Below are 16,347 nucleotides of genomic sequence, written 5' to 3'. Positions count from 1 at the left end.
GATCACCCGTTACCGGCCCAGTGCGCACCGGTATCCGGAGACACTGCCGCCGATCGAATATCGCAGCGACGACACGGTGGTACGCGTGGGGTGGAATGGAGAACTCCGTTTCCGGTGCCGGTGTTTCAAGGTTTCAAATGCGCTGCACAAGCTGCCGGTTGCGGTGCGCCCCAGCGCAGGAAGCGGCAACCGCTATGACCTGTTTTTCCTGCATCATCATTTCGGAACCATCAACCTGGACCATCCCGAATGAGCGGATCATGTGTTACCCATGTCCCCGCACACCTGTTACCCATGTCTCCGGTCCATACACAGGTTGGAAGAGCGAGCCCGCGAAAAAAGCTTTTCCGGCAGTCCTTCAAACGCGGGAATACCGAGCTGGAAAATCGCTGGCCCGGCCTTCATCTCCTCATATGATTTCATAAACGAACTGAGCCGCGCCGCCTTTCGTTGAGCAGTGGCGACGCGAAGCCGCGGAGCGACCCGCGTTCCCCCAGCTCCAAACGTTTCTATCATCTGTGAATCATTCAAAAGCTCATAGGCAGCCTTAACGGTCCCGCGCGCGACCCCGAGCTGCGACGCAAGGTCTTTCCATGATGGCAGCCGTGTACCGGATTCGAGCAGCCCAGACTCTATTGCTCTGCTGATGCTCTCAAAAATCTGCTCTGTGAGGGGCCGTTTCGCTGTCCGGTCGAGCTGTATCTGCAAGTCTGAAGCCATAGTCTTGGTACACACGAAAATCACAATCTTGGTACTGTTTTATGCACCGTGAATAGTACAGAATCTGCCCTACCAATAGTGCTACAAACGCGAAGTCAATACGGAATGTGGCTCTTGCAGCATGCACCCGATTTTCTCTCTGTATTCGGTCGAAGCTGCGAGCGGGGCATTTTCATGCCGTGCTGGAGTCGCAAGGGCGCAGAGTGTTGCACAGATGGAAACAGCCTGCACAAAGCCTTCGTTAACCAGGCATTTAAGATGCACTTCGATCTCGGTGCCCGATGTTTCACGCGCCCGATTTCGTCTGCTGGTCAAGCAACCGCGCGACCAAAGCTGCTGCAAAATCTGCTGGAGAAAATTGTATGAATATTCTGCACATCGACTGCAGCCCTAGACTGGGATCGCATAGCCGAAAACTCTCGGCGGGAATCGTCGAAAAGATTCAAACGCTCTTGCCGGGCGTGGAGGTTCGCCGCCGGGACCTTGGGCTGGAGCCGATACCTCATCTCGGAGCCGCCTACGCCGACGTACTCTCGACGCCTGCGACGTTGGCTGCTGCAGGAAGGACCGCTGGCGCTGTACTTTTCGCCGAGGACCTCATTCAGGAGGTCGAGGATTCCGATGTGATCGTCATCGGTACTCCGATGAATAACCTGACGGTTCCGTCCGTCCTGAAAGCGTGGATCGATCAGCTTATCCGCGTCGGACGCACGATGCAGTCGACGCCCGCCGGCAAGGTTGGAATGCTTCGGGACCGTCCGGTATTCGTCGGCATTGCCTCCGGTGGCGTGTTTACTGGCGAACGCGCCAACCAGCCGGATTTCCTCACGCCTTATCTTTCTGCCGTACTGGCTTGCATTGGCTTCACCACCATCCACTATTTGCCGCTGCAGGCGACTGCATTTCTCGATGAGGATCAATCCGCGCAACTTCGGGCTTCTCTGATAGCGACGATTGAGCCGCTTTTGACCACTCTCGCGTGCAGCCACGTTTGAGCGTGCGGATATCTCATGCCAAATCTGCCGACGCCTTCGCAAGTCTCCGTTGTGGAGAAACTGTCGTCGACGACGATTAGCGTCCGCTGGAGTGATCCCTGCATGGGACGTTACGAGAGCCAGATCTGGAGTATTGGATCGGCACCTGCGGACGCGGTCTGCGCGCTGTCCGGTAAGGCCATACACCGTGGCGACCCGATATTTCGCCCTCGTGTGAGTCGCACGCATAAACCAGTCAATCGCCATACGGTGATTCTGGCTTCCGCAGTAGGTTGTTTTTCTGAAGAACCATCATGTTAGGGGGCACTGGATCATGAGCGCATTGCGAAAGGTTGTGGTGGTTACCGGAGCGTCGCAGGGAATTGGCGCCGCCATCGTTCAGGCGTTCCGCAAGCTCGACCACGCCGTCGTCGCGACCTCCCGCTCGATAGAGCCCTCTGTCGACAAAGACGTTCTGACGATAGCTGGCGACATTGGTGATCCTGCTGTGGCGCAGCAAGTCATCGCCGAAGGGGTCGCCCGATTTGGACGGATCGACACGCTTGTGAACAACGCCGGCATATATATCGGCAAGCCTTTCACAGAACATAGCGCGGCGGACTACGCAGCGGTGATGAATGTGAACATGGCGGGATTCTTTCACATCACGCAACTGGCGATTGCGGAGATGCAGAAGCATTCTCGCGGCCACGTAGTGAGCGTCACTGCGAGCGTCGCCGACATCGCGTACAGCGGAGTTTCTTCGTCACTAGCGGCATTGACGAAGGGCGGTCTCAACGCCGCAACGAAGTCGCTTGCCATTGAGTATGCAAGCACGGGAATCCGGGTGAATGCGGTGGCGCCAGGTTTGATCAGGTCGACTATGCACAAGCCAGAAGTCCATGACGATCTCGCCGCGCTGGTTCCACTCGGATTCATGGGCGAGGTGAGCGATATCGCCGACGCGATTGTGTTTCTTGATTCAGCGTCGTTCGTCACGGGAGAGGTGCTGCATGTCGACGGCGGGATGAGTGCTGGCCGATAGATTCGGTACTGCAGACGGCGAGGAACGAGAATCTCCCCTCGTTAAGATTTTCGGGCACTAAAAATGTGTGAGTTTTTGCCGTCACCTGATTTCGCCATGCTGAGCCCTTACGGAATTCTATGTCTCACCTCGACTGGTTAAGTCACCTGCTGCAATTGATCACCGTCACTGGCCGGCCTGAAGTCCGCTGCGCCTACGGAGCACCGTGGCGGGTCGAGTGGGATCAAGCGGCAACCCACGAAATCCCCTACCACGTGGTGCTCAGGGGCAAGGCAGTCATCGAGGATCCCGAGACGGGGATGGCAAAGGAACTGGTCGCTGGAGATATCGTCTTGTTACCCCACGGCTCGGCGCACATCCTGCACGACGGGAGTGGAATTCAGCCCGGACCTACTCGCGAGCGTCAGGGTCTCGCTGGGTGGACCTTTAGCGAGAATGACGGCGTTGGCGAGCATCTCGATATGTTATGCGGTCGTTTTTTTATTGAACCGCCGCATGACCGACTGATTCGCAATTATCTTCCGACAAATCTGGTGGTGCGCACTTCTAGTACCGACGATGAGTCGGGTGTCGAGTCCGTCTCAAATCCTCTCGCCAATTTTGTGAGGCTCATGCGTGATGAGTCTACAGGAGAAAAAGTGGGCGGCTACGCCGTCCTTAATTCGCTCAGTTCGGCGCTCTTCACCATCGTGCTGCGCGAGGCAAGTAAATCCGAGCAGGCCCCAACAGGCTTGTTGGCGCTGGCTGGCCACCCACGGTTGGCGCCCGCGATTTCGGCGATGTTCTCCGATCCCGCGCGCGCCTGGAACCTGCCCGAGCTGGCCGCCTTGTGCAACATGTCCCGCGCCACGTTCATGCGGCATTTCCAGGAAACGCTCGGATGCTCAGCGGTTGATTTGCTAACCGACATCCGTATGAGCCACGCTGCAAACGAGTTGAAGAAGCCGACGATGACCACAGAGGCCGTAGCCGAATCAGTTGGCTACCAATCTGTATCTTCATTCCGGCGTTTGTTCACAGAGAGGATGGGCATGACACCAGGTGAATGGCGTCGTCTCGCACGTCAGGGGCGATAGACCCCGAAGTTTGTCGCTCCCGGTTCTAACCAACATCGGACACGATCCGGCGAGGTCGACGCGGAGCGGCCGCTCTTCGTCCGTGGGTCCTTCGATGCAATCTGGACAAGGGACTTCAATCGCGTCGGCGCGATGAACGCTGCGGCGTCGCAAGATCGAGCGAACCGATGAGCCCTTGTGGAGTTTGATCCTTTTGGACACTTTATTGAGCATTTTCGCTCTCGAAAAAGCCCTCGTGGGGCCTTAAAGTTGAAACACCTCACCACTTGACGGCAGACACGCAGTAGAGACTGCGACGTCACGGTGAAAGCGGCGACGGTGATCCGCAATCTGCACACGAAAGTGATTTTTTGCCGCGCAATCTCGTAAGAGGCGCTTCTGTACCCAGCAGGTCCCTCCACCCAAAGGAATCATCATGAGCAGCGAAACCACCCTGAACAGCGGGACGACCATGACCAACGCAGTCATCGACTGTATCGTCAGCCGTAGCGCCACGAAGTATTACGACCCGTCGGCGAAGTTGAGCGACGACCAGATCCGCGAGCTGGTGCGGATCTCCACCAGCGCACCGACGTCCTTTCATCTGCAGAACTGGCGCTTCATTGCGGTGCGCACGCCCGCAGCGAAGGCCAAGCTCTTTCCGCTTGCCTGGAGCCAGCCGGCTGTCGCTGACGCGGCAGTCACCTTCATCATCTGCGGACAGCTGGTCGACACCAGCGTGATTCCGGATCGCCTGGCTCCGCTGGTCGAAGCAGGCGTGATGCCGGCGACGATGGTGTCGGAGTGGGAGGCCCCGGCCCGCGAACTGTACATGGAATATCCGCAGCGTCGTCGCGACGAAGCCGTACGCACGGCAACATTCGGCGCGTCGGCAATGATCTACGCTGCCCGCTCGCTGGGTATGGGGTCCACGCCGATGATCGGCTTCGACGCTGAGGCGGTTCATCGCGAATTCGGCTTGGCCGATGACGAAGTGCCCGCGCTTCTGCTCGCTGTCGGTGCCGAGCGTCAAGGCAACTGGGCGCAAAAGCCGCGCCGTCCCGTGGACGAAGTTCTCGACCTCGTCTAAGCGGGTTGCTGGAGTGTTCACTACGTACAAGGACCAGCCAGCCGCGAAAAGGGTAGTCGTAGGCAAGATGACGCTCAACTGAAGTCCTGAACGGCTTCGACCCGCGCCCGGGCACGAAGCAATCCGAGAGAAGGGTTCAAAAATGAACCGTTCTTAATAAGTAGTACGAATTAATCAGAGATCCTATCATGACCCGTACCACCATTCTTACGCCGGAACAAGTACCCGCCGAATCAAAGGCAACGCTCGACGGCTTCGCCAAGAACATCGGCTTCACGCCGAACATGATGGCTGCGTTCGCGCAAAGCCCGATCGCGTTCAACGCCTGGGCCTACCTGCTCGGCTCCCTGAGCAAGGCGCTGGATGTGAAGACGCGCGACAGCATCGGCCTGGCAGTCTCCGAAGTGAACGGTTGCAACTACTGCCTGACGGTCCACACTTTCACCGCTGAGCATCTGGCGAAACTTCCGGCGGAAGAAATCATCCTCGCGCGCAAAGGCCACGCCGCCGATCCGAAGCGCGATGCGGCTGTCCAGTTCGCGCGCAAGGTCATCGAAACCCGTGGGAAGGTGGGCGACGCCGACCTGAACGCAGTTCGCGAAGCGGGCTACACGGATGCAAACGTGATGGAAATCGTCGCACTGGTGGCCATGTATTCCCTGACGAATTTCTTCAATAATGTGTTCGATCCGGACATGGATTTCCCCGCTGTCACGCCGGCCGGTTCGATCTGAGCTCGAGACTGCGACGCCCATGACGTTGGTAACCCCGAGAGCGACGTTCTTGGGGGCACCATTCGCGGGGACGGTCAGCCAGTTTCGTTAAATGGCTGGCCGTCCCCGATCAAGGAAAAAGATGACCCTTCAGCATCCAGTCTTCACGCGCTGGCCAGCGCAACAGCCCGACCGGCTCCAGCTCTTTTCACTGCCGACTCCCAACGGCGTGAAGGTCAGCATCATGCTGGAGGAGACGGGCCTGGCGTACGAGGCCCATCGTATCGACATCCTGGCGAACGAAAACCAGGAACCTGCTTTCGTTTCTCTCAACCCGAACGGCAAGATTCCGGCGATCTTCGATCCAGACGGTCCCGGGAATCGCCCGATCGCATTGTTCGAATCAGGTGCGATCCTGCTCTATCTTGCCGACAAGACGGGGCAGCTCTTGTCCACGGACCCAGCGCTTCGCTTTGAGACGATCCAGTGGCTGATGTGGCAGATGGGTGGTGTCGGTCCCATGTTTGGACAGGTCGGCTTTTTCAACAAATTCGCCGGAAAAGCCTACGAAGACAAGCGCCCGCGCGACCGCTATGCGTCGGAAGCCGCGCGTTTGCTCGGCGTGCTCGACACTCGGCTTGCCGGACGCAACTGGGTGATGGGCGATGACTTCAGTATTGCCGACATTTCTCTGCTCGGGTGGGTTCGTAACTTGATTGGCTTTTACGAGGCGCGCGACCTTGTCGGCTTCGATCGCTTCACTCATGTCCAGCGTTGGTTCGATCGCGGTCTCGCACGCCCTGCTGTGCAGCGCGGCCTCGAGATGCCATCAGCCTGAATCAGGCCGGGCAGTTAGCCGCATAGCCTCGCTGACACGCAGAAGGAAAAGACCATGAAGATACGGAACATCATCATTGCCAGCTTCGTTGCACTAGCTGCGATGGCCGCCGATTCCGCGGAAGCTCACGACGGTGACGGACAAACCGTCACGAAGAATTTCGACGCAGCGATCCCCAACGTCCCCGGCAAATCGCTGATTGTACTGGAAGTTACGTACGCGCCCGGCGCGGCATCTGTTCCTCACACCCACGCGAAATCCGCATTCATTTACGCGTACGTGATCGAGGGCGCTGTCGAGTCCAAGGTGAATGACGGCCCAACCCGCATCTATCGAGCGGGTGAGAGCTGGTCAGAACCGCCCGGCGCTATACATTCAATCAGCCGAAACGCGAGCAAAACTCAACCCGCGAAATTGCTTGCCGTGTTTGTCCTCGACACGGACGACAAAGCGCTGACCACGCCGCTCAGATAGCGGGAATTTTTCCGACAAACACGAATCCTGCGAAGCACTGGAGAGTTTTTCTTGAATGCGCAGGAAGTCCTTTCAGACGAGTGAATCCATGATCGAAATTACCGCAGACGCCGAAGCGATCATAAAAGGGGCAATACTGTCGTTCGTCGCGACGGTCAATGAGGATGGGACGCCGAATCTTTCGCCGAAGGCCTCCTTAACGGTCAGGAATGGCAAGCTCTACTTCGCCGATATCGCGTCGCCCGGGACGTTGAGGAATTTGAATGCCAACGCCGCCGTCGAGATCAACGTAGTCGACGTGTTCCTGAGGCGTGGTTACCGGTTCAGAGGAAAGGCGTTCATTTTGCCGCCTGACGGTGACGAATACTCAACGATCGCGGACTGGGTTCGTATAAGCAACGGGCCTGAATATCCTGTCGAACACGTTGTCAGGATTGATGTTACTTCGATGTCTTCATTACTCTCCCCTGCGCACATCTTCGCCGAGCCGCCTCGCAGTCAAGATGAGATACAGAGTACGTACCGTCGGAAGTACGGTATGCGCTTAACCGGGGAATAGACTTTAAATGTCAACCTGCGGTTCGATCGAATCACGCCTTCGCGACCGGAGGAAAGAAATTGCCCGTGAGACTAAAGTTAATTGTGGTTGATCGCATTGCTTGATGCTGTGGTTTGGTCACAGTTGCGCTTCATCGCTTTACTGCCATAGGACTTCGGGAGAACTCTATGCAATCAGTTGAGATCAAAGCCATCGAGAATAGTGATTCGATATGTGGCTGCCACTTTGGGAAGGCTATCAGCAGTTTTACAAGGTTGATATCCCGCATGCTGTGACGCGCAACACCTGGGAGCGCTTCCTCGACCCCAACGAACCGATGCACGCGGTGCTCGCCATGACATGCGGTCACCCTTGCGGCTTCGCGCACACGGTCTACCAAAGGTCGACCTGGACATCTGCCGACTACTGCTATCTGCAGGACCTGTTTGTCGGACCTGACGCACGTGGGCGTGGCATTGGTCGCGCACTGATCGAACATGTGTACGCGGCGGCGAAACGTCGAAAAGCTCCTCGGGTGCACTGGCTGACTCACGAAACGAACTACCCAGGCAGGCTCCTCTACGACGCCGTGGGAGAGCGCTCTGGCTTTATACAGTACCGGAAGGTGTTCAAGTGAAACTCACTTGTCCAACCTTTGCCTGGAGACTAGCGAGGCGTCGCGAGCTGGATGGAAATAAGGGGTGGCGTCGGGTCGGATCTCCAGTGTGTCTAACGTTTCCGGGACTATTTCGGTCGAAGTTAGTCCCGGAGCCGCTATCGGAAAAGTAAAGCTGTGAATCGGTAAAAAACCCTTCAACATACTGAATCGGGAAATCAAAATGAGCATTCGTGCAAGTCAGTTTCGCTTTCAAATCGCAGAACGGAGCGTTGGGTCTCGAACTGGTCTTTTGTTGCTGAGGTGGGCGCTTGTCATAATCTTTCTGTGGTTCGGAGCAATGAAATTCACCCACTATGAAGCGACTGGAATATCGCCGTTTATCGTGAATAGTCCTATCATGGGCTGGTTGAATTCTGCGTTCGGTGTTCAAGGGGCAAGTGATGTGATTGGTTTGCTAGAGCTGTCGACCGCAGTCGCTCTAATTATCGGATCGATTCAGCCCTTTTTCTCTGCGTTGGGCGCTGCGATGTCGGCCGCTACCTATCTGATCACGCTTACCTTCATGTTGAGCACCCCTGGCGTCGCCGAAGCGACTGCAGGTGGCTTTCCTGCGATTTCGGCGTTGCCCGGCCAGTTCCTGCTTAAAGACCTCGTCCTGCTGGCTGCATCGTTGACGCTCTTGCTGGGGTCGCTCCGGACTTCGCACGGCGACGCACGGCGGTGAGTTGATGGAAAGTTAAATATCTGGATAAGCTGAGGAGATGAAGAATGGAAAGCAAAACCGCACGAAGCGCTGAGATAGGCGACAGAATTTCTGACAAATCCTCGCATCCGGATGAGCGTACTCTCCGCGACTGGTTGGGCCCGGAGGCGTTCGAACATTGGGGCGAGCTGCGAAGCTGGATCGACGAGTTTTACCCCAATGTTTTCACGCCGGATTGGATATATGGCGGCAAGAAGCGTGGTTGGGCACTGCGCTACAAGGAGAACAGGGCGTTTTGCAGTCTGTTTCCGGCATACAGGCTGTTGTCCGTATTGGTCGTCTTGGGCCGGGCCGAACGAGAGAAGTTTGAAGAAAGGCGTTACTTCTGGAGTCCGCCGCTGGTCAAACAGTACGACGAATCCCGGACTTATCATGACGGGAAATGGATGACAATTCCAATCCTGTCGGTGGATGACCGAGTTGAGGTGACAGATCTCATGAGGATGAAACGCCCCACGCTTACACCTTTTCGCGGGTCGTAGCCCGGTATCACATGGGCGGTGGTTGCATTGTTGCGCACCGCCTGTTTGCGCTTTCGCTCCGCACCTCATATAAATTTCTGCGGGCCATCCGTGGCTGACCGGCACGCAAAGGTCACGCGGATACCTGCGTAAAAATCACCAAGATGCACGTAAATCTGGGCTCCGGCTGAGTTGGGCTAAACCGTCGCGAGCGTTTTCTCCCGTCGTCGATTAGGAAAGGCGATACGCCAGAACTTGAGATACCTACAATACCCCAGAAGCTTGTTTCCAACCCCGGAGCCAACAGCCAAACTCGCATATACAGCTTCCCATGCGGAGAGGTTCTCGTCGATATTCGCTATGGGGATGGTGTCACCAGGCTGAGTGACCTTGACGACATCCAGACGCGTGGTGAAATCAGAATCGTGGTTCTTGATTCCATTGAGCGCGTCGACGAGCGACTGCGCGCACAGCTTGGAAAGCTCAATGATGGAGATGCACTTATCGTATTCGTGGCCAACGAAGAGATGAGTTCGGCAGCTGCCAATACGCTAAAAATCAGTGCTCGTGGGTAAGTGGTGGGGCGCCTTAGGCTTTGATAGCCGGATTGAGTTGCAAAGACTCGGATGTAGCGGCGCTGTGGAACGGGGTGTCAGCACTCTGATGTTTTCCACAGCGACTCCGTACCATGCGAGCGCTATTTGCCGCGAGCGGCGCGGGGGGCGCACGAAAATAAGGCGCTGAGCCACTGCGGCAAGCGCAGGCCGGAGGAGGCGCAGCTGGTGTGCGCCTTTGGCCAGCAGGTGAGAATGTGAACAGGCGCTAGTGTCTCGCCGCCCGCATCCGCGTCGTCGTCGCGTCGACCGCGAGTATCGAATCACTCACGAGGGCCACGGAAACATCGACGGGACACGCGCGGGTAGATTCTCCTTCAGCGAGCGATGCCTCGGCGATCCGGTTCGCGTAGTACCGCAGGTCGCCGGTCAGCCCTAGTTCGGCGAGTGTCGTAGGAAGCGCGACCTGTTCGCAGAACCGGATCATCTCCTCGATTTCCTGGATCGGGCGATTTTCTAGCATGAGCAGGCATAGCGTCCCGAACGCGACGTTCTCGCCGTGCAGCATGCCGCGTGTTTCGCTTAGGGCAGTCAGTCCACCATGCATGCCGTGTGCTGCGGAGCATCCGCAGTTCTCGAAGCCGATACTGCTGAGCAGCGTATTAGCTTCGATGACGTTTTCGACTGCCGTGGTACAGAGACGGCTTCGACCGCCTGCTTTGCCTTCAGACCGTCTCGCATCAGCACATCGTGGCAGGCTCGCGCAATGGCAATACCAGTAGCTGTCGGAGGGAACCCTCCCGCGACGTAGTTGTTCGTTCGCGACTCCAGGTTCGAACGTGCCTCGAACCAAGTCGATAGCGCATCGCCGATTCCTGCGACGAGAAAGCGTACTGGCGCACTCGCCACAATGCTGGTGTCCACTACGACCAGATCGCGATTACGAGGCAGCCGCGCGGACCCCTCGTATACGCCCTCAGACGTATAGCGGGCGGCGACAGCGCTACACGGCGTCCGTTGAGGCAATCGTCGGAACGATGACGGTCCGCGCGTTGGCTTCGAATACCGCAATCTTGATGGTATCTGCTGTCTTTCCCCCGCCGACGCCCACGAGAATCTGGCTCTCCTTGCCTCTGGCGATTGCGGCCACGCGCGCGATTTCAGCCAGCGTACATTCGCCGCCGAGCTTCTCCAGATGTACCGACAGCTTGGCACCTTCGAGATCGCGCTGTAGCGAACTGCTGAAGCGTTCGAACAGAAATGGATCGATCAGAACGAGCACGTTGCGGCCCAACGGTGCAACGTGCTGTGAAAGGCGCGAGATCTCACCCGCGCGCTGGATATATTTTCCGGGCCCGGCATAAGCGCTGGACATGCTGGGTGTCTCCTTTGTATTTGATATGGCGGCGTCAAAAAGAATCGGCTAACCTTGAACCGAATATCCACCGTCTACCGGAATGACCGCGCCAGTCATGAAGTCGCATTCGCTTGAACAGAGCGCCACTGCAATGCCGGCAAGGTCCTCGGGCTTGCCCCAGCGCCCCTGAGGCGTGCGGCTCAAGATGCTCGCTTCGAGGTCAGGGAAAAGCCGTTTCGCCTCGGCGGTCAGATCGCTTTCGATCCAGCCAGGCAGCAACGTGTTGACCTGAATGTTATGAGGTGCCCATTCAACAGCCCACGCTTTGCCGAGCTGCACGATTCCGCCCTTGCTGGCCGCATAGGCCGAACCGTAGGTCGTGCCGAACAGGGAGAGCATCGAGCCGATATTGATAATCTTGCCGCCACCTGCGCGCGTGAACGCACCATGAATAGCCTGAGCGCAGAAATGCGCGCCGCTCAGGTTCGTATCGACAATCTGTTGCCATTCCTCGGAGCCTAGCTCGTGCCCTTGCTTGCGGATATTCATGCCAGCGTTGTTTACAAGGATATTTAGACAACCGAAATGCTGCTCGGCCTGCTCGATTGCTTTAGTGCACTCACCATGATTCGTGATGTCGGCTTGAATGAAATGGCCGTTTGCACTACCGCCTGACAGCGATTCAATTGCAGCACGGCCCTTCCATCGATCGCGACCAATCAGCACAACACGCGCACCAGCGGCAACCATGCCGCGAGCGATGCCGAGCCCAATGCCGCTCGCTCCACCCGTAATGACCGCCACCTTTCCTGAAAGGTCGAACATTGCTGTCTCCTTTTTAAGTTTGAGATACGAACCGGGAATGAGGATAGCCGAGCAGGATTCGGTACGGTGCAGGGAGCTTGCACGACATTTTTCGTGGGCGAGCATTCATAAAACGCATGCTTGGCGACGTGCAAATTTGCGATTGAATCGCCTCGGGAGTTCCGGGGACTGTTTTGCTCGAGTCATGCTACGGAGGCAGACCCATTGAATTTCGCATAATCGGCTTTTTCCTCGTCAGGCGTATCGTTCCCGACCGGTCCGAATGCGCGGCGATGCAACGATGAACGTCGTAACGCTCTACGCATATTTCGTGGCGCCGATTTGCGAACCCGGCATTGTGTTGCCGAGCGAGTGTCTACCGCAGATCTTGGCCGACGACTCTTCGCGTGCGTATGTTCGCTGCCGCTTCGCCCGCTCACCACGTAAGACTAGTGAGAGTTAGCAGTCCGGTACGAACTCGCCGTGCGCTTCATGAGCAACTCGTGCTTTCCGATCGGACGAGTGTCGGGCCTTGTGGGATATGTGCATCAGGGGACGTTCACGAACTGGTTCGTCGGGCGTTTCGGCATGACGCCGCGCGCCTGGCGCAATAACCGCATGGGATGGTTGTGCTGATCATCAGGTAATTTTTTGGGAAGCGGTAGCAAGTGTCCGTTACTTGGGCCGGTGCCGCCGTTCGAATGTCCGCGCCGAACCGACGCCCAGTGTCCGTTCATGGCGCCGAATTCATGCACTCGCCCTCATAAGACGGCCACCGCGCGCGTGGCTGCTCCTTTGCTCAGTTCGCCATGCGTCGTTGCGCGCCTGTCGAGCCGCCTGCCAATCGCAGACAAATGCCTGTCACACACTTTGTCTGCGCCGAGGCCGAGAATCCTCCCGGTTAGTGCCACAATAAGCACGCATCAGTGCCAGCAAAATCCCGTCACGGAGGCGGACGTGGTTCACATCGCAAATACAGCGGTTTGCGCGACGGTGGACGGAATTATCGCATCCCGCTTCTTCCGATATTTTGCGTCGGTTCTTGTTGGTGCGATGTTGGCACCAGGTTCGGCGCAGGCTCAGTCCCTTTCGTTCGACTCATTTGCGGTGCCCTCCGGCAGCGCACCGCACGATGTCGCGCCAGAGCCTGGCGGCACCGTCTGGTACACCGCGCAGGCGCAAGGCGCAGTCGGAAGGTTGGACCCGCGCAGCGGCAAGACCGAGCGGATCCCGCTCGGCAACGGATCGGCGCCGCACGGCGTGATCGTTGGTCCGGATGGAGCAGCATGGATCACCGACGGCGGGCTGAACGCGATCGTACGCGTCGATCCGAAGACACTCGCTGTCGCGCGCTTCCCGTTGCCTGAAGACCGACAGAACGCCAACCTGAACACGGCGGTCTTCGACAAACGGGGGCACCTTTGGTTTACCGGACAAGGCGGAATCTATGGTGAGCTTGACCCGCGCAGCGGCAGCATGCGCGTGTTCGATGCGCCGCGAGGGCCGGGCGCCTATGGCATCTGTGTCACCCCTGATGGCAGCTTATACTTCGCTTCATTGGCTGGCAGCTACCTCGGCCGCATCGATCCGGTGAGCGGCGCGGCGGAGGTCATCGAGCCGCCAACACCGGAACAGGGAGCGCGCCGGGTATGGTCCGATTCAAAAGGACGCGTCTGGATCAGCGAGTGGAACGCAGGAAAGGTGGGAGTGTTTGACCCGGCGACGCATCGGTGGCGCGAATGGAAACTCCCGGGCTCCGATCCGCATGCGTATGCGATATTCGTTGACGACAGAGACATCGTCTGGCTCAGCGAATGGAGCACTAATGCGCTAGTGCGCTTTGACCCAAGAACCGAACGATTCGAGACGTTTGCGCTGCCGCGGCCACACGCGAACGTACGCCAGATGATGGGCCGGCCGGGAGAAGTCTGGCTGTCGGAGTCTGGCACGGATCATCTGCTGCGCTACCGGTCCAGCGCAACGATTGGCGGCAGCAAGTGAGGCCACTGCAACCGTTGCTCTCTCCAGGCGCCCCCAGTGACAGACAATTCCGATTCCGATCCCGACAAACTGAAGGGCCCTGGTGGCATGACGCTGCGGCAGATCCACGAACAGGTACGCAAATCCGTCCAGCGGGATCGCGAAGCGCAGCCCGCGCACAACGCGCCCGCGCCTAAAAGCCGATGGCATCGGTGGGTACGGTACGTATGGGGCCGCAGCGGGCGACGCTAGCTGCTGACAGGCAGCACTGTGAGTGCCACTGACCGGCGGCTCGACTGTTTCCGCCGTCATGCGCTCGCATGAATGTCTGCTACGACGCGGATTGCGGTCGTTGCGGATGCGAGCGTCTGCGTCGCCTTGTGGCCGGGGCGACACACCGGCAGCGATTAAGCTGAGGCAGTTGATGCTCGCCGCGCTTTGTATGACGAATACCCGATAATCGCATCCATTTCCCTGACGACATTTGCGACAATCGTCCCGGCCGGCAGTACCTCGCGGATCAACGCCGCCGACTCGCCGGCGATCACTGCCGCCAGGTCGTACTGCCTTGTGGCGCGCGCCTCCATATAGCGCGGATGCTCGACGTGCAACTGCTGCAACAGCTCGCGCTCGCGTCCGGCCCATTTCTCCGAAAACGCGTTACGCAACACGCGCCCCGTGTACGGTGCCGGCCAGACGTTGTTGCGCGCCATGTCGAACAGGATGCCGCGCACGGTTTCCTCGCCGCCCTTGCATTCGACGATGCGCCGCTTCGCTTCGTTGTCACCGCTCGCTTCTTCGCTCGCGTAAAAGCGCGTGCCCATCAGGATGCCAGACGCGCCAAGCGCGACGGCCGCCGCGAAGCCGCGGCCATCCGCGATTCCGCCGGCCGCCACCACGGGCACGCGATCGCCGACGGCGTCAACGACTGCCGGAACGAGCGAGATCGTGCTGCAAGCGATACCATGACCGCCGCCTTCGGCGCCTTGCGCGACGACGATATCGGCGCCGCAATCGACAGCCTCGCGGGCCATCGCCGCCGTTTGAACCTGGCAGATGGTGAGAATGCCGGCACGCTTCGTCGTCCCGATGTGCGCGCTCGCGTCGCCGAACGAAAACATGATCGCGGCCGGTGCATGCTCGGTCGCGACGTCGAGCAGGTGTGGCTGCCGCGACAGGCTCCATGTGATGAAACCGACGCCGACCCGCGCGCCGCAAGCGGCGGCGAACTGCTGGCGCAACCACGCCTCGTCGCCGTAGCCTCCGCCGATGAGGCCGAATCCGCCCGCCTTCGTCACGGCCGCGGCGAGCTTGCCGTCTGCCACCAGATCCATCGGTGCGAGCAGCACCGGATGGTCCACACCGAGTTGCTTCGCCAGTCGCTCGTATCGCTCGAACATCGCCGTCCCCCGCAGTGATGACGCTTTGCTCCCGTGCCCCAGCTTTTGCATCAATACTGGAGCATGATGGGCCGCACCGGAAATGATTTGTTTTAGTACCGCTCGATTAGGTCGCCCGTATGCCGGGCGGCGCGCACTTTCACGGTATTGCGGCTTTCCTGCCTATCAATCAGGCTAGCCAGAAATTCCCGGCGTCAGTTCTGGAAGCGCACACACGGCCACAATGTCCACCGCTGGAGGTGATGTCATGAAGATGAAAGCGTTCTTGCTCGGTCTCTTGCTTTTTTTGGGCTTGCCCGACACCGCATCATTTGCTCAGTCGTCTCCTCCCCCATCCGAGCAGGCGAGACAAGTCGAAGCGCTAGTCAACAAAGCCGCCGCGTTGATCGACAGTAAAGGCAAGGCAGCTTTTCCCGAGTTCAGAGTAAAGGACTCGGAGTGGTTGCACGGTGACACATATGTGTTCGTATACGACCTTGAGTCGAATGTCTTGTTGAATACGGGCATCCCAGCGCGCGAGGGGACGAAGGTCAGCGGTCAGAAAGATGTCAATGGCAAGTTGTTTCACGACGCCATGATTCAGACGGCTAGGACCAGTGGATCGGGATGGGTCGACTACATGTCCCCGAAACCTGGGCAGACCCAGCCATCGCAGAAATGGACCTACGTGAAGGCCGTGACGATCGATGGAGTTCCTGGTCTGGTGGGTTCGGGATTCTATCCCTGGTAGCCCCTTTGGGTTCAACCCGATCCAACGCGGGCACGAGTAAGGGGGCCATTGCTTCTGGCATGGCCGAACCAGGACGCGGTCGGCAGAGACTCCGTTACTGACGTTCGTCGTTGCTAGACGAACGACCGGGTTCAGGCGGAAAGGGGACTTTCTGTTGCGTTGAAGCCGAGACGTCAAATGGGCGAGCGCATGCCCGCCAACACGTTGCCGCGTTGTTCCCCGCGCTGGAGGA

18 protein-coding genes and 3 pseudogenes are annotated in these 16,347 nt (G+C 58.3%); 16 read left to right on the top strand and 5 right to left on the bottom strand.

What is annotated here, in order from left to right; translation table 11 throughout:
- Positions 1–253, top strand: a pseudogene (locus BFD71_RS39885) (IS481 family transposase); the annotation flags it as partial.
- A gap of 35 nt (positions 254–288) precedes the next feature.
- Here the strand turns inward: BFD71_RS39885 and BFD71_RS36165 are convergent.
- Entirely contained in the window at positions 289–720 is a 432-nt protein-coding gene (locus tag BFD71_RS36165) for a GntR family transcriptional regulator (RefSeq protein WP_083245681.1), read from the bottom strand.
- A 362-nt stretch (positions 721–1,082) separates the two neighbouring features.
- Here BFD71_RS36165 and BFD71_RS36160 point away from each other — a divergent pair, with 362 nt between their 5' ends.
- The 12 genes and pseudogenes from BFD71_RS36160 to BFD71_RS36110 all read left to right on the top strand — a co-directional run bounded on the left by BFD71_RS36160 (position 1,083) and on the right by BFD71_RS36110 (position 9,311).
- Positions 1,083–1,715: an FMN-dependent NADH-azoreductase gene (locus BFD71_RS36160; RefSeq protein WP_069268995.1), complete on the top strand. Its 633-nt coding sequence runs from the start codon at positions 1,083–1,085 to the stop codon at positions 1,713–1,715.
- Between the two features lie 15 nt (positions 1,716–1,730).
- Positions 1,731–2,015: a DUF3331 domain-containing protein gene (locus tag BFD71_RS39880; protein WP_083245680.1), complete on the top strand. Its 285-nt coding sequence runs from the start codon at positions 1,731–1,733 to the stop codon at positions 2,013–2,015.
- Between the two features lie 13 nt (positions 2,016–2,028).
- Positions 2,029–2,739, top strand: a complete 711-nt coding sequence (locus tag BFD71_RS36155; RefSeq protein WP_069268994.1) for an SDR family NAD(P)-dependent oxidoreductase — start codon at positions 2,029–2,031, stop codon at positions 2,737–2,739.
- A gap of 119 nt (positions 2,740–2,858) precedes the next feature.
- A complete protein-coding gene (locus BFD71_RS36150; RefSeq protein ID WP_069268993.1) occupies positions 2,859–3,815 on the top strand; it encodes an AraC family transcriptional regulator in 957 nt (318 codons plus the stop codon).
- A gap of 451 nt (positions 3,816–4,266) precedes the next feature.
- Complete coding sequence (locus tag BFD71_RS36145; RefSeq protein ID WP_176733013.1) at positions 4,267–4,884, top strand: nitroreductase family protein; 618 nt, start codon at positions 4,267–4,269, stop codon at positions 4,882–4,884.
- Between the two features lie 188 nt (positions 4,885–5,072).
- A complete protein-coding gene (locus BFD71_RS36140; RefSeq protein ID WP_069268992.1) occupies positions 5,073–5,618 on the top strand; it encodes a carboxymuconolactone decarboxylase family protein in 546 nt (181 codons plus the stop codon).
- A gap of 121 nt (positions 5,619–5,739) precedes the next feature.
- Entirely contained in the window at positions 5,740–6,435 is a 696-nt protein-coding gene (locus tag BFD71_RS36135; RefSeq protein ID WP_069268991.1) for a glutathione S-transferase C-terminal domain-containing protein, read from the top strand.
- A 54-nt stretch (positions 6,436–6,489) separates the two neighbouring features.
- Positions 6,490–6,909, top strand: a complete 420-nt coding sequence (locus tag BFD71_RS36130; protein WP_069268990.1) for a cupin domain-containing protein — start codon at positions 6,490–6,492, stop codon at positions 6,907–6,909.
- An 88-nt stretch (positions 6,910–6,997) separates the two neighbouring features.
- Positions 6,998–7,468 (top strand): pyridoxamine 5'-phosphate oxidase family protein, encoded by a 471-nt coding sequence (locus BFD71_RS36125; RefSeq protein WP_069269004.1) that lies wholly within the window; start codon positions 6,998–7,000, stop codon positions 7,466–7,468.
- Between the two features lie 167 nt (positions 7,469–7,635).
- A pseudogene (locus BFD71_RS36120) lies at positions 7,636–8,084 on the top strand (GNAT family N-acetyltransferase).
- 202 nt (positions 8,085–8,286) lie between these two features.
- A complete protein-coding gene (locus tag BFD71_RS36115) occupies positions 8,287–8,790 on the top strand; it encodes a YkgB family protein (RefSeq protein ID WP_069268988.1) in 504 nt (167 codons plus the stop codon).
- A gap of 44 nt (positions 8,791–8,834) precedes the next feature.
- Complete coding sequence (locus BFD71_RS36110; RefSeq protein ID WP_069268987.1) at positions 8,835–9,311, top strand: DUF3788 domain-containing protein; 477 nt, start codon at positions 8,835–8,837, stop codon at positions 9,309–9,311.
- A gap of 801 nt (positions 9,312–10,112) precedes the next feature.
- Here BFD71_RS36110 and BFD71_RS43080 read toward each other — a convergent pair.
- The 3 genes from BFD71_RS43080 to BFD71_RS36100 all read right to left on the bottom strand — a co-directional run bounded on the left by BFD71_RS43080 (position 10,113) and on the right by BFD71_RS36100 (position 12,026).
- Positions 10,113–10,412 (bottom strand): hypothetical protein, encoded by a 300-nt coding sequence (locus BFD71_RS43080; protein WP_218108690.1) that lies wholly within the window; start codon positions 10,410–10,412, stop codon positions 10,113–10,115.
- A 435-nt stretch (positions 10,413–10,847) separates the two neighbouring features.
- A complete protein-coding gene (locus BFD71_RS41835) occupies positions 10,848–11,219 on the bottom strand; it encodes an iron-containing alcohol dehydrogenase (RefSeq protein WP_218108687.1) in 372 nt (123 codons plus the stop codon).
- Positions 11,220–11,267: 48 nt separating this feature from the next.
- Entirely contained in the window at positions 11,268–12,026 is a 759-nt protein-coding gene (locus tag BFD71_RS36100; protein WP_069268986.1) for an SDR family NAD(P)-dependent oxidoreductase, read from the bottom strand.
- A 444-nt stretch (positions 12,027–12,470) separates the two neighbouring features.
- Between BFD71_RS36100 and BFD71_RS41055 the strand changes: the two are divergent.
- Positions 12,471–12,641, top strand: a pseudogene (locus BFD71_RS41055) (helix-turn-helix domain-containing protein); the annotation flags it as partial.
- A gap of 417 nt (positions 12,642–13,058) precedes the next feature.
- Entirely contained in the window at positions 13,059–14,006 is a 948-nt protein-coding gene (locus tag BFD71_RS36095) for a Vgb family protein (protein WP_256095074.1), read from the top strand.
- A gap of 386 nt (positions 14,007–14,392) precedes the next feature.
- On the opposite strand, the gene BFD71_RS36090 is transcribed toward BFD71_RS36095, so the two are convergent.
- The gene (locus tag BFD71_RS36090; RefSeq protein ID WP_069268985.1) at positions 14,393–15,385 is read right to left on the bottom strand and encodes an NAD(P)H-dependent flavin oxidoreductase; all 993 of its coding nucleotides are present in this window, start codon (positions 15,383–15,385) and stop codon (positions 14,393–14,395) included.
- Between the two features lie 247 nt (positions 15,386–15,632).
- On the opposite strand from BFD71_RS36090, the gene BFD71_RS36085 reads away from it, so the two are divergent.
- Positions 15,633–16,115 carry a cache domain-containing protein gene (locus BFD71_RS36085; RefSeq protein WP_069268984.1) on the top strand — a complete coding sequence of 161 codons (483 nt, stop codon included), beginning with the start codon at positions 15,633–15,635 and terminating at the stop codon, positions 16,113–16,115.
- Positions 16,116–16,347 lie beyond the last annotated feature (232 nt).

It is taken from the genome of Paraburkholderia nodosa, assembly GCF_001718195.1.
Lineage (GTDB): Bacteria > Pseudomonadota > Gammaproteobacteria > Burkholderiales > Burkholderiaceae > Paraburkholderia > Paraburkholderia nodosa_A.
Note: the sequence above shows the minus strand (reverse complement) of the source record. Positions and strands in the feature narration are given on the sequence as shown.

Bases quoted from the DNA above. Each gene is read 5' to 3' on its own strand.
- BFD71_RS41835 (WP_218108687.1), bottom strand. From the start codon at position 11,219: ATGTCCAGCGCTTATGCCGGGCCCGGAAAATATATCCAGCGCGCGGGT.
- BFD71_RS36115 (WP_069268988.1), top strand. From the start codon at position 8,287: ATGAGCATTCGTGCAAGTCAGTTTCGCTTTCAAATCGCAGAACGGAGC.
- BFD71_RS36140 (WP_069268992.1), top strand. From the start codon at position 5,073: ATGACCCGTACCACCATTCTTACGCCGGAACAAGTACCCGCCGAATCA.
- BFD71_RS36165 (WP_083245681.1), bottom strand. From the start codon at position 720: ATGGCTTCAGACTTGCAGATACAGCTCGACCGGACAGCGAAACGGCCC.
- BFD71_RS36100 (WP_069268986.1), bottom strand. From the start codon at position 12,026: ATGTTCGACCTTTCAGGAAAGGTGGCGGTCATTACGGGTGGAGCGAGC.
- BFD71_RS39880 (WP_083245680.1), top strand. From the start codon at position 1,731: ATGCCAAATCTGCCGACGCCTTCGCAAGTCTCCGTTGTGGAGAAACTG.
- BFD71_RS36090 (WP_069268985.1), bottom strand. From the start codon at position 15,385: ATGTTCGAGCGATACGAGCGACTGGCGAAGCAACTCGGTGTGGACCAT.
- BFD71_RS36160 (WP_069268995.1), top strand. From the start codon at position 1,083: ATGAATATTCTGCACATCGACTGCAGCCCTAGACTGGGATCGCATAGC.
- BFD71_RS36135 (WP_069268991.1), top strand. From the start codon at position 5,740: ATGACCCTTCAGCATCCAGTCTTCACGCGCTGGCCAGCGCAACAGCCC.
- BFD71_RS36110 (WP_069268987.1), top strand. From the start codon at position 8,835: ATGGAAAGCAAAACCGCACGAAGCGCTGAGATAGGCGACAGAATTTCT.
- BFD71_RS36125 (WP_069269004.1), top strand. From the start codon at position 6,998: ATGATCGAAATTACCGCAGACGCCGAAGCGATCATAAAAGGGGCAATA.
- BFD71_RS36130 (WP_069268990.1), top strand. From the start codon at position 6,490: ATGAAGATACGGAACATCATCATTGCCAGCTTCGTTGCACTAGCTGCG.
- BFD71_RS36150 (WP_069268993.1), top strand. From the start codon at position 2,859: ATGTCTCACCTCGACTGGTTAAGTCACCTGCTGCAATTGATCACCGTC.
- BFD71_RS43080 (WP_218108690.1), bottom strand. From the start codon at position 10,412: ATGCTGCACGGCGAGAACGTCGCGTTCGGGACGCTATGCCTGCTCATG.
- BFD71_RS36155 (WP_069268994.1), top strand. From the start codon at position 2,029: ATGAGCGCATTGCGAAAGGTTGTGGTGGTTACCGGAGCGTCGCAGGGA.
- BFD71_RS36145 (WP_176733013.1), top strand. From the start codon at position 4,267: ATGACCAACGCAGTCATCGACTGTATCGTCAGCCGTAGCGCCACGAAG.
- BFD71_RS36085 (WP_069268984.1), top strand. From the start codon at position 15,633: ATGAAGATGAAAGCGTTCTTGCTCGGTCTCTTGCTTTTTTTGGGCTTG.
- BFD71_RS36095 (WP_256095074.1), top strand. From the start codon at position 13,059: ATGTTGGCACCAGGTTCGGCGCAGGCTCAGTCCCTTTCGTTCGACTCA.